At 47.1% G+C, this 12,999-nt stretch carries 9 protein-coding genes and 1 pseudogene; 1 reads left to right on the top strand and 9 read right to left on the bottom strand.

The annotated features are described in order from the left end of the window. Positions 1-21: 21 nt before the first annotated feature. Entirely contained in the window at positions 22-351 is a 330-nt protein-coding gene (locus VL525_RS15475; protein ID WP_325387940.1) for a hypothetical protein, read from the bottom strand. 230 nt (positions 352-581) lie between these two features. On the opposite strand from VL525_RS15475, the gene VL525_RS15470 reads away from it, so the two are divergent. Beyond that, positions 582-1,112: a lipocalin family protein gene (locus VL525_RS15470; RefSeq protein WP_325387939.1), complete on the top strand. Its 531-nt coding sequence runs from the start codon at positions 582-584 to the stop codon at positions 1,110-1,112. Between the two features lie 10 nt (positions 1,113-1,122). On the opposite strand, the gene VL525_RS15465 is transcribed toward VL525_RS15470, so the two are convergent. The 8 genes and pseudogenes from VL525_RS15465 to VL525_RS15435 form a co-directional block, all read right to left on the bottom strand. After that, complete coding sequence (locus tag VL525_RS15465; RefSeq protein WP_325387938.1) at positions 1,123-1,551, bottom strand: GNAT family N-acetyltransferase; 429 nt, start codon at positions 1,549-1,551, stop codon at positions 1,123-1,125. Next, positions 1,548-2,012: a DoxX family protein gene (locus tag VL525_RS15460; RefSeq protein WP_325387937.1), complete on the bottom strand. Its 465-nt coding sequence runs from the start codon at positions 2,010-2,012 to the stop codon at positions 1,548-1,550. The genes VL525_RS15465 and VL525_RS15460 overlap by 4 nt, the downstream gene beginning before the upstream one ends. Before the next feature lie 72 nt (positions 2,013-2,084). Continuing rightward, a complete protein-coding gene (locus VL525_RS15455; protein WP_325387936.1) occupies positions 2,085-2,906 on the bottom strand; it encodes a sugar phosphate isomerase/epimerase in 822 nt (273 codons plus the stop codon). Between the two features lie 61 nt (positions 2,907-2,967). Beyond that, entirely contained in the window at positions 2,968-3,618 is a 651-nt protein-coding gene (locus VL525_RS15450) for a hypothetical protein (RefSeq protein WP_325387935.1), read from the bottom strand. 316 nt (positions 3,619-3,934) lie between these two features. Continuing rightward, complete coding sequence (locus VL525_RS15445) at positions 3,935-4,324, bottom strand: hypothetical protein (protein ID WP_325387934.1); 390 nt, start codon at positions 4,322-4,324, stop codon at positions 3,935-3,937. A 70-nt stretch (positions 4,325-4,394) separates the two neighbouring features. Beyond that, positions 4,395-4,646 (bottom strand): annotated as a pseudogene (locus VL525_RS22880) (IS982 family transposase); the annotation flags it as partial. A gap of 360 nt (positions 4,647-5,006) precedes the next feature. Beyond that, positions 5,007-5,702, bottom strand: a complete 696-nt coding sequence (locus VL525_RS15440) for a hypothetical protein (RefSeq protein ID WP_325387933.1) — start codon at positions 5,700-5,702, stop codon at positions 5,007-5,009. Next, positions 5,699-12,787, bottom strand: coding sequence for an IPT/TIG domain-containing protein (locus VL525_RS15435; RefSeq protein ID WP_325387932.1), 7,089 nt, complete (start codon positions 12,785-12,787; stop codon positions 5,699-5,701). Before VL525_RS15435 ends, VL525_RS15440 begins: the two co-directional genes overlap by 4 nt. Positions 12,788-12,999: the final 212 nt, after the last annotated feature.

The raw sequence follows: 12,999 nt of genomic DNA, 5'->3' as shown, positions 1-12,999 counted from the left end.
CTTGAAAGGCAATAAAAATGCTCAGGACTTTGTTTCTGTGATCTTGGTAACCTGGATGGTATCGTCAGTAACGGTGCCATCTACAGTTACATTTTTGCCGGCATACTTCAAAACAGCTTTTTGGTTAGCTATCTTGTAAATTTTGTCGCCTACAACCAATACGGCTGAAGCCCCGCCTTTCATGCATTCCTGCGCACAATGCGCCCGGGTTGCCGGTGTGCACATAGGCGTTTTGCTGCCCGCACAGTGCGAATCGTCAATGTAACCTTTCAGGTGACTGCCGTCAACCTTGAATCCAAAAGTGGCACACATGGCAAGAACTACAGCGGCAGATAATAAATACTTTTTCATGTTTTCAATGGTTTTAATAAGTGGTAATCAAATATAAAGATCAAAATTTATAAATTGAAACATTACCTCTAATTATTAGGCATTTCGTTTGCGCTGCGTTAAAAAAGGAACAGTAATTTTTACCATTTTTGTATTTATTGTAGCCATCGGCCCCAATTTTATAGCCGGCGCATATTCCGATAAAAATATGCGTTTATAAACAAAAACGATTCTGACCGTTTATTATAATTATGAAGAAGGAAAAATGGATCATAGCGGCGGCAGCCGGTGTAGGAATAGCCGGGCTGGCTTATGCGCTTTGGCCAAAAAGCAAGATTCCCAATGGCGCTATTGTACAGCCTTTTGATAAACATAAATATATGGGGCTGTGGAATGAAATAGCCCGCTTGCCAAACCGGATCGAAAAGAACCTGAAAAACCTGACCGAGGAATATTCGTTGAACGACGACGGAACCATTAAGGTAGTAACCCGCGCTTACAATTTCGACAAAAACAAGCCCGTGGAAGCCGATGGCAGGGCTAAGTTTATTGGCCCGGATACCCGGGGCAAGCTAAAGGTGTCCTATTACCTGCCTATTTACCTGGATTATAATGTGCTGGATGTAGACGCGACCTATAAATACGCCATGGTTTCGGGAAATAGTTTGGATTACCTGTGGATCATCTCGCGGGAAAACTCAATGCCCGAGGACATTAAGGGCCGTTTCCTTGCCAAAGCAACTGCGCTTGGCTTCGACGTTTCGAAGCTGGAATGGATGTAGGGATGTGATCTTAAATTAATTCCATCGACAATATCGGGTATGGTTTCCCCAGGTAATCAACTTCCGATCTGTCGCAAACTTTAAAACCAAGGTGCTGATAGAAACCCACGGCCTGCTCGTTCTGCTCGTTAACTTCAACCCTGGTTGCGCCGCGATCGTTTATTGCAAACTCCATCAACGATCTCCCTATACCCTTTCCCCGGGCATCCGGGCGTAAAAACAACATTTGCACCTCGTGGCCGCTCATGCCCAAAAAGCCTGATATCCTATTATCCGGCCTGACCAGGTACAAATCTACCGAGTCGAAATATTGCTTTACAAACGGTTTAAAATATAATATCTCTTCTTCGGGCAAAAAGCTATGGGTCGCCCGGACGGAAGCCTCCCAGATAGTGACTAATTCCTCATAATCTGTTTCGGCAGCAATGGATATTTTCATAGCGACCAATCGGATATAGTTTTTTTGGTTCGGTAGATATCAACAGACAACATACCTGCGCCGGTAAGCATCAGCGATATTAAACCTGCGATATATAATAAATTGATCTCGTATCCCGGTGGACCAAACAAAGGACCATTGGCTGTCAAACCTATCGTTTTGATGGAGCTAAATCCATAATTTATATGAATGGTGAACATGGCTACCAGCATAGTGCAGATGAGCGGTACCGAAACCCACCTGGTAAATGCCCCCAGCAATATTGCGAGGCCGCACAAAAGTTCGATATAAGGGACCGCTAACGAGGCAAGGTGGTGAAATGGGATGTCTAAATAGATCAGCAATTTTTCAAAACCCGCCGGACCGCGCGACAGCTTTGCCCAGCCGTGCTGCATAGCTCCAAAACCGATTACTAGCCTTAAAAATAACGGGGCAACATGATAAGCATTCTTCTCTGTCATCTTTTCCTTTTAGTCGGGAAAACAGGAAAAGCCTTACATAAACAGCAAATATTTTTCGGGCCCAAACAATGTTTAATGCGGGTACCTCAATTTCAATCGCTCCAGCATCCAGCTATTAACTGTGTCCTGATCGGCAAGCGGCTTAAGGGTAACCGGTTCCGCAGGCATATAAGGCACAGGGCCAAATTCGGGACAAATATAAATTCCGGGCTCTCTGGCTTTTTTGTTCTCATCGATGATCATATCCCACCAGGTAAAAAATTGATTTACATGAGCTTCCCATTCCGGCGCCGACGGATCGTTCACCTGCGCACCTTGTGCATGACCGACACGAGCGTGTATATATTTAACCCGGGGTATGATCTTATCAAGTATCGCCTGCTGATCCTGCAGCAAACTTTCCGACACGGCACACCAGTGGGAAAAGTCGGCGGTCAGTTTAAGGTCCTTAAAAACATCAAGGTAGGGTAATAAACTGGCTGCATGAAAGGCAAAACGCCCCCGATGGGTTTCGTGATAGACCGGTATGCCCGACTCAACTGAAAACTTGTTTAAAACCTCTATAACCCGGCAATTATCATCAAAGCTGAAAAAATCTTTGCCTGTATGGGAGTTAATGAACGCCGGCCGCAGCACTTCAATATCATCCAGGTTCGGTCTTAATCTTTCAATATACTGATCGGGTGTTTCCTGTTTTGGCGGGAGCCATTGCTGCGCTACAAAAACCAGGTCTTCATCTTTAAGCGCCCTGACTATGTCTCCGGCTTTGCCGCCGGTTGAGCAAACATTTACTTCAGCACCTGCATATCCCTCTCCTTTTATGGCGTCAATAAATGAAAGATCATTACCTTTCTGTCCCCAGCAGGTTTTGATGAAGTTGATTTGGAATTGCATGATAGAAATTTCAGAGACTATCACAAAAATAGTGATAGAACCGGCAATATACAGGCTCGTATCAGCGATTATAAACAATTATAGTTTTATATCGCTTATGCGAAGCGATGGGTAACGTTATCAGGAACGTTGGCATAGAAAAAAGCCCAACTGTGACTGCGGTTTTTCGTATAGGGCTGCTGTAAGGAAGAAATACGCACGAAAGGCCCGTTATGGCCGTTGCCGCACTAACAATTGAGATGTTGGCATAAATTCGTGATGCTCTGGCTTTTCGCAGCGCCAGTGGATTGTCGCGAACGCTTTCGACCAGGTTCCTCCCGGTTAAGTCAATGATCTCTGGCTGATCTGCCTTTTGAAGATAATAGTTGTAGACTGAATGCGACGCATGTGTTTGCATGTCGTACGACCTGCCGGCATAGCGTCTCAGCAACATTAATTTGCCATAATAGACGCCGTCATAATAATTCCCATCTTTTATGCCATAGTACGCCTGCCCTTGTTTTACCGCGCTTAAACTGGTTAACGGATAAGTTGTAGTATCTGTCATTACTGCATCACCAAGCATACGCAACGATGATGTATTGACATGCTTCCCTTTGTTGTCGACTATATAATTCGAGGTTTTATCTTTAACTCCCCGCGTTATTAAACGGGGGCTGCATGATGCGAATACGCAAAGACAAAATAATAATGGCAGGCAGGCTTTTCCCATATTTTGTGAAGAGATCAGGTTGTAAAGTATTGTTAGTTCAATGATAGTTAAATATCACCGGATTACAAAAAGCAGGCACGTAATTAAAAAAAGCCTTCAGACATTCATCCAAAGGCTTTTTTACTTTTAGTGGTTCCTACGAGAATCGAACTATGCTCTCAAACCACTGACTTTCAATATATTATCGCGGAATTAAATTAGATACTCACCGAATTACTCACCGCTTTTTTGATACAGAATAAACGCAAATCTTAAGAGATAAAGATATACAATTCAGGCTATTTTCACAAGAAAAAAAACGGTCCTGGATGTCGGATTATTTATGCACTAACTTACTTTCTATTGTAAACAATATTACCGGAAGGATCATGGATAAAAATATACAAATGCCCTTAAATATTCGAGTATTCCGATTTTCATCTTTCCATTGCATATCAAACTTTTCATACTTACCTGCGTATACTTTGTAGTTTATAAACATCAATATAATGCCTATTAAGCCTGCTAAATAAGCCAATTGTTTAGAATATGTTATTAAGTCATTCTCACTCAATAAATATGTAAATATTGGGTCAATGATTAATTCAATTAACAAAGCCTGCATAATTGATATAAACCCAATTGCCGTTGCACTTAACGGACCTTGCGTTTTAAACTTGGCACGCGCAATCCTGTAATATATATAATCGAAAAAGAAGAAGTTCATAACAATATTTAGAAGAATTAAGTTTATAAAGTTTTTACCAGTGTTTTTTAACATTATCCACACCATCTCCGATTCTATCTACCAAAGCATGTAGCCTGCGGTTAAACCGGGTTTTATTCAGCCTCTTCGGCAAAAGACCTGTCATCTTCATGAACTGCCTGGCTTTATCCTGATGACCTCCAAAATGCAAAGAACTGATTATTGCTGTGGTAATGATCTCGCTGTCGCTATCCTGTCTACGGGCATCTTCCTAGCGACCGCTTGTTTTCAACAAATCATCTATAAAACAGAATATTCCTATAATTTTCTCACAGTTGAACATCTGAGTTTGCTTTAAGCCTGGTAACGCAAAAATTATTCTTACTCGCTCACTCTTTGTTACTCCATATAACCCGCAACCCGGGTTTATTAAACAATTTGCATATGAACTGGCATCGGTATAGTCAGGACATTGGTGGTGGTCACAACGACTTTATTTTTTTATTGATTTCCAAATCAATTTCACAATAAAAAAAATGCCAACCAAAATGATGACAAGCCACAAAAGCGGCCATAATTTCAATAACTGTTCCAATTTGAATGAATTTAGATAAAAAAACGCTTTTGCTCTATAATATAAAAATTTCCTGAATTAGTATCGTAAACACGCTGATGAGCATTACATTTGGGAGACGTTAGCCCATCATTCTGTCATAAATTGATAGACGCCCGAATCCGAAGTATTGCCCTTAGCATCCCTCGTAACGATTTTCCAATAATATGTTTTCCCCGCAACAACATTAATATCGACAGTAGTGGTTGTAATTCCGGTTTGCACCAAAGCAGGCGGCTGGCTTTCGCCCAGGTATATGTCGTAATTAAGGATATCATTGTCGACATCGGTCGCATTCCATTTCAAATTTACCTTGCCATTATTGACCGTTATGACCTGGTTAATTGACGGTGAAATAATTTCCGCAGGAAAAGGGGCGTAGTCAACGATTGACGGCCCTGCATTATAGAATTTCCAGGTATCACTTTTGGCAAGGACAGCGTTCGAAGCAGACCTTGAAATAACAGACCATGAGTAGGGCTGGTTCCGGTCAAGTGTGGCATCGGCCTGCGTACTGCTGGTTGTTTGGCTTTTGACCGTACCGTCTTCGAGGTTCTTAATAGCTAGCTCGTAGGTACTGGCGCCATTGAAAGCCGCCCATTTTAAAGTAACGGTACTTTGGGTCGTCGAAATAACTGAACCTTGCGTACAAAGTTCATTCTGGGCAGGAGCCAGCAGGGCCAATTTACCCGGCTGGGGAACAGGCGTATCGCCTTTTCCTCCCCCGGACTTTCCGCAACCGGTCAACATTATTAGACCCCCGATAAGGTATGCCAGCTGTTTCATTTCTTTATAATTTTGTAGACTTTTTCTTGGGAATCCATTACCAGATGAATAGAGTAGACCCCCATATCTAAATTGGAAACATCCAAACTAATCACGCCTGTTTGGTTGATATATTCTTTTTTCATTTTAAGTGAGCCGTTGCCCGCGCTGTAAATCGCAATCGTAGCCCGGCGAACTGTGCTTTCCCCAAGGTTGATATACAGTATATTTTCAAACGGGTTTGGATAAGGCATCCAATTACCGGATAGGTTAATGATCTGTTCGATCTTCCCCTGGCAAAGCTTATCCGTAATTACCGTTAAATTATTGCTGCCCGCATCAAGCGGCAGGGTAATCGTATTGCTGGTCGTTGTGTAATTATGCCCGTTAAGTTGTAGCTGGTAAGTGGAACCGCCATCCAGGGTGACCGTGACCGTATTAGTACTTTTATCGACCACCGCATAGGCTGAAAGGTCTTTGGGCTCGGTGATAACTAGGTCAAAACATTGCTTATAATTCACCAGAGCCGGGTCGGTAATACAAACATTATATGTGCCCGGCGTTAAATTGTTTATGCTGGTATTGGTTGTAAAACTGTAATTCTTGTTTAACCCATTGCCTGTTATCACGGCAGTATATGCCGAGTTCTCAGCAGCGGTAATAGTTATGGAACCGTTATTCTCTCCCTTACAAGTAACACTATTGGCGGCAACCTTAAAGTTATTAAGGGGCGGACTAATGGTCAGCGATCCTTTTACATAATTAAATTCATAGTTATTGGAAACGCCGCCTGCTACAACAATATCGTACGTTCCCGCCGGCGAAAGTTCCGTAGCAGTACTGCTGGCGGCAGGTAAAGCGGTAAGCTTGCTTTCGTCGTCACCATTAACAAAGCCTTCATATCCGACAGAAAACACGGGGTTTACTTGCCCGAATGGTCGTAAAACGTCTTTAGCTGTAACTGTCAGGGATTTCTTGTTAATGGTAATTATCTGCGCGACGCTTTTCGCAGCGTTGTTCACTTCGTCGCCGGCCTGGGAAGCGGTCACCGTTACCGTTCCGGCATTAACAATATGCAGCTTGCTGCCAGTCAAAACTGCAACTCCCGGTTGATCGATGCTATAAATAATCGGGATCCCATTATTATTACTAACAGCGGCCAGGCTAATGTCGTCGTCGCCATAAATGTGGACAGCAATAGCCGGAAAAGTAATCACCTCGTTTATGCGAACGATGACTGACGAAAATGTTCCTGTTCCCCCGGCAGTTGTAACTGCCAGGTCGCCACTTACGCCGGCAAATACCGCAGTGATCCTGGTGTCAGAATTAACGGTGAAGGAGGTGGCAGGTATGCCGCCAATCGATACCGCAGTAGCTTTTGAAAAATAATTTCCGGTAATGGTCACCGTTCCATTGCCGTCCGGCGAGACGCTCGTCGCCGTTATTACGGGAGCTTTTGCAAATACAAAGCCGGGGAACGATGCCGTTCCGTTAGGAGTTTGGACCGAGATGTCTCCCGTCGCTCCATCGCCGACAACCGCCTCGATGGTTTCCGTGGAAACTACCGTGAAAGAGGAAGCGGCCATGCTGCCGAATTTTACTGAAGTCGTTCCATCGAAATGCTTCCCGGTAATAGTCACTTTGACGCCGTTCCCGGCGGTTAGCGGAGTCACCGCCGTAATTTGGGGCACGACCACCGGCCCGTTGTGATAAATCGAAAGTTTACTGTTTTGGCCGTCGATCAGCAGGATATCCATCCTGCCATCGCCATCCATATCTCCTGTCGTGATATAAGCCAGGTTATTTGAATTAATGTTTGTAATAAGCGGAGCCGGGGCAGCGAGGGAAATATTGCCAATGGCCGATTGGTTACGGGCAAAGTAAACCGAATTGTTCGAGGCGGCTACCACGTCTACTTTACCATCTCCGTCCATATCAGCAGCATTCACAAAATATTGCATGGATGAATTGGAAAATGCTGCAGGCGCGTCAAGCGACGAGGCGCTGATCGTGCCCTGGGTAGAAATATTCCTCGAAATGATCAAATTGTTCGTGGTAAAATTATCTTCAAGTATGTCAGGTTTATTATCCCCGTCAAAATCGGCGGTAATTATACTGGAGGCATCGTAATACGTACCCGAATTTGTAAAGTAAGTTAGGGGAAAGTCGTCAGCAGACAGGTCGCCGGGCAGGGAATTGTTATGGAATATAGACATGCCGCTATAGGAACTGGCGTCAATAGGGTCAGGTTTACCGTCCCCGTCGATATCGGTGATCGCCAGCGCCATGTTGCTGCTGGAATAAGCATTGGCAAGATACATCTGCGGCCCAAAAGAAATGACGGAGCCTGAAGTAGTGTTTGGATAATAAACCGCGTCGCCGGAGCCTACGATCAGGTCAGGGCGACCGTCATTATTCATATCCCGAAATGCCATACCGTCGAACGCCCCGTTTAAATTCTCAAATACCTTTTGTTCAAACGCAATATGATCTGCGGTGGAAATATTATGCAGCAGTACGATACTCGGATACGAGGTGAACATGATGTCTTTCTTTCCATCACCATCCACATCGCCAATTGCCGGCGATGCACCGCCGCGTTCGGTTTCGAGCACGATCTTTTGTGAAAATGAGGACCGCGACAGCACCGGGTCCTTACCATAGGTGAGAATATATAAAGAATCCCCTTTTGAGATCAGGAGATCAGGTTTGCCATCCAGGTCAAAATCCTCGACAGCAAACCTGCCTGGTGTTGCGCTGAATTGAATGTCGAGGTGATTTGAAAAACCGGCAGCGCCGCTTGTATTAGTGACCGTAAATGGCAGGTTTGAATTTGCCGAAAGTTTTTTATCCGTGTTAAGCACCCAGATCAGGCCATTTGCACCACCCGGCACCGTAACGGTTAACTGGGTTTGGCTCGCGCTGGTGACCTTTGCTTTAACCGGGCCAAAGAAGACGATATTCTTGTCCGGAACAGTATTGAAATTATCGCCTTTGATCACCAGGGCTGTTCCGACCGGGCCGAACGCAGGTGAGAAAGAAGTAATGGAAGGAGGCTTGCTATAAAGGAACCCGCGAATCGTGCCGGTACCCCCGCTGGCCTTTACCATTATTACCCCGGTAGCGCCTGTGCCCGGCTGAGCGGTCATGCTTGTGGCAGAGATCACCGAAAATGACTTCGCCGGCACTCCGCCAAACTGGACGTCAGTAACATCGGTAAACCCGGTACCTGTTATAGTAACGGTTGCAGTCGTCCCTTCGCCGGTCGTGTTAAAAGAAGTGATCACCGGCGCAGGTAAAAAAGTAAAACCAGGGAGGACGGCCGTACCGCCAGGCCCGGTAATGGTTATATCGCCACTTGATCCGTATGCCGGGTTGACTGTGATCTGTGTCGGTGAATCGACTGTAAAATTAACAAAGGAGCCGCCAAGCTGCAATTGTGTTACGCCTGTAAAATTGGTTCCTGTTATAACAACCGGCGTTTGCGCATTGGCGGTCATCGGCGTGGCCGAGGTGATCGTAGGTGCGGGGTACCAGGTGAAGCCATCAAGCTCTGCTATGCCGGCAATGGTTTTCAACGAAATTTTACCCGTTGCACCCGACCCCGCCTTAACCTTGACCAAATTGTCCCCACTACTGGTTATTGTTGCCGCTACCCCCCCGATTTTTACTTCGGAAGCACCGGTCAAATACGCCCCGCTAATCGATATTTCGGTACCTTTTCCACCTTCTGTTGGGGTGAAGGAATAAATAACAGGCGGCGGTAAAAAGGTAAATCCGGAAGCAAAGGCCGATCCCGCGGCACCTGTCACACTGATGTTGCCGCTCGCCCCCGTGCCGGTAACCGCAGTTATTTTCGTAGCCGAGACGATCGTAAAGGAAGCTGCATTGACATTCCCGAATTTGACGGACTGCACACCGTCGAGGTTCGTGCCATTGATCGTTACGGTTTGGCCGGCCGCTGCCAGCGCCGGGCTGAACGACTGAATGGTCGGCGAAGCATAGGTAAACCCACTTTTGGTAGCTGTACCGCCGGCTGTAACAATGACAACATCACCGCTCGCGCCGCTCCCAATGGTGGCATTGATGGTCGTGGAGGAAACTAAGCTGAAGTACAATGTCGGCACACCCCCGAATTTGACGGATGTAACTCCAACAAAGCCGGTGCCGGTGATCGTGACCACCCCGCCGCTGACCTGGGAAGATGGTGAAATCGAGTTGATCGCCGGCACCGGAGCCCAGGTGAATCCTGGTTTGCTATCAAAGCCAAGCGGAGTGGTCACTGCCACATCGCCTGACCCGCTTTTAGCTGGTGTAGCCTGGATAACAGTCGCGGATACCACCGTGAAAGATGCTGCCGGCACGCCGCCAAAGCTCACCGCCGTCGTGCCCGTGAAATTACTGCCGGTAATAGTAATTGGCGTTACGGAGAAATCACCTGCATAATCAGGGCTAAATGAAAGAATGTACGGACCGGGATGCTGAAACCCGGTAAGCGATCCTGTTCCGGATGGCGTGGTCACTGAAACATAACCGGTCCTACCATTGCCTACCACGGCGTTGATCTGGGTCGCCGATATCACCTGGAAAGACGTGGCAGGCACCCCGCCGAAGCTAACGCTGGTGGCGCCCGTAAAATTGCTGCCCTGAATGGTCACTGTCTGGCCTTTCCCGGCCTGCACCGGCAGAAACGAGGTGATTGATGGCCCCTTATAGACAAACCCGGGCGAACTGGCAGAACCTCCGGGGGAAGTTACGATGATGGCTCCGCTGGCGCCATTGGGAACGGTGGCTTCGATTTCGAGAGGAGAAAGGATGCTGAATATGGCATAAACGCCACCGAAAGACACCGCGGTTGTTTCACCCAATCCGGTGCCTTTGATAGTTACTTTATCGCCGGCAGCGGCAGTTTGTGGTGTAAATGAAGTGATCTGCGGCGCGTTGACCCAGGTAAAACCGGGCAGGGTGACTATACCCCCCGGGGTAACAATTACGATGTCACCGGACGAACCCCCGCTGCCAAGAGTGGCATAGATCTGATTGGCATCGTTATAAGTTACGGAAGCAGGTACCCCACCGATCGTGACCTGTGCGCCGGTCAGATTGGTTCCTTGAATGGTAATAAAAGAATTATTCCCCCCCTTCATCGTGCTCGTACCGGTGATCACCGGGGGCGCGGTAAAACTAAATAAGTTGGAGGTAGTTGTCCCTCCGGGCGTAGTGACCGTAACGCCGTCCGACGAGCCGGCCGCCACGACGGCGGTAATCTTTGTCGCTGAATTCACCGTAAAGGAGCTTGCGGGTGCCGTACCGAATTTTACCGATGTCGCATTGCTGAAATTGCTGCCATTGATCGTGACCGTTGTACCTGCACCGCCGGAAGCCGGGGAAACGGATGAAAAAGCGGGCGGACTGATAAAGGTGAAGCCGGGAGCGGTCGATTCTCCGCCAGGTCCGTACACAAAAATACTACCCGAAGCACCATCGCCCACTACCGCGTCTATTTGTGTAGCAGAAATTACTTTAAAGGACGCATATTGTCCGCCTATCTGTACCTGAACAGCGCCTTTAAACCCCGTTCCTGTGATCGTTATTGTCGTGCCTTTGCCGGCAGTAGCCGGGGCAAAGGAAGTAATGACCGGTGGGGGGAAGATGATGAATCCGGTACGCTTGGCAGTCCCGTTCGGTGTCGTGACAGCCACCGCACCGGAAGGTGTACCCTGGTTAATATCTGCTGTAATAGAGGTTGGAGAAACATTATAAAAAGGTTCGGATTTGCCGCCAATGGTCACTTTGGTTACGCCGGTAAAATAGTTCCCGGTGATGGTGATGGAGCCGCCGGGAGCAACTGTGTCAGGACTGAACGAGGTGATCACCGGCGGGTCAGGCGGAATAACGACGGCCAGGTTGATAATTGCTGAACTCACGCCCTGGGCATTTGACGCAGTTATTTTGTAATTGGTAGCAGCTGAAAGTGAGGTTGGCGTTCCGCTAATAGTGCCGTCTGGTCCGAAAATCAATCCGGCCGGCAAAAGCGGTGAAATATTGTAACCGACAGTTGAGACACTGTAAAACCCCGTGTTGGCATAGGCAATGATGTTGTCGTTTTCATCGATGATGACTTTCCCGGGAAAGGTGCTGTAAACCGGCTGACCATTCAGGTCATAATAATTGGGGGAAATGGTGGTGACCTCTCCGGCAGGGCTGATCCTTCGCAAAAGAGAGTTGCCGTCGCTAACCAGCAGGTTTCCCTTAGAATCCACCTGTACGGCTGTCGGGTTGGAGAAGGATGCTGCGGAACCAACACCGTCATCGCTGCCATATTTGTCAGATCCCGCGATGGTTGTTACCAAACCCTGCGGCGTTATCTTTCTTATCCGGTTGTTCTGTTGATCAGCCACAAAAACGTTCCCTGCCTTGTCCGTTGCGATGCCTCCGGGGTAACCGAAGGTCGCATTTGCGCCGGTGCCGTCATCTGCGCCGGGAGTTCCCTTCCCGGCAAGCAGTGAAACCGTGCCGTCCGTAGCCACTTTCATGATCTTTCCGGAGGTTTCAGAAACATAAAGCAAGCCATCAGGACCGGTCGCAATCCCCAGCGGGCCCTCTAACCCCTGCGCATACGTGGTGACCATGCCCGAAAGCGTGATTTTTCTTACCCTGGAATTCAGGCCATCCCGGAAATTATTGTCAGTGACATATAAATTGCCCTCGGCATCCTTGGTAATACCGTCCATTTCGCCAAAGCTCGCTGCCGTACCTTGTCCGTCGGCATAACCATAACTATAGCCACCCGCGAACAAGTCGTAGGTACCATCGGGTTTGATATGATAAATGGCCGAATACTGGATGCCATAGATATCCCCCGAAGGGAACCGGACAAAGGATTGGATAGCCAGGTTGTTACTGTTTGCGGGTGTCAGAAGATTGACCTGCGGAAAGAGCTGGTTCGGGACCGCGCCGCCCGTATTCGTCACCCGGACCGGCGTCATGGCCTTAGCGATATAGATATTGGGAGGTACAGGATACGAAATATTAGGCTTTTGCGCCCGAAGCATAGCAGGCAGGAAAAGGCTGACAAGAATTGCAAAGCGTAAAGGTTTAAACATATTGGACAAGGACAGGTTGGTTATTGACATTTGCCTGGATCAGCAGGTTTTTTTAACGTCTTGCGAGTATATAAAAGTTCAGGATTTAATTTTTTGTGGCACTAATCTACGTTAAATTATTGAAAACTGCGTTTTTTTTGGTCAAAAATAAAAGCAGGATTCAGGTAAGTTAAACATTAAAAAAAGACGTCCACCAGAAAAGATTCTACCGC

It is taken from the genome of Mucilaginibacter sp. (assembly GCF_035492695.1).
Classification (GTDB): Bacteria; Bacteroidota; Bacteroidia; order Sphingobacteriales; family Sphingobacteriaceae; genus Mucilaginibacter.
Note: the sequence above shows the minus strand (reverse complement) of the source record. Positions and strands in the feature narration are given on the sequence as shown.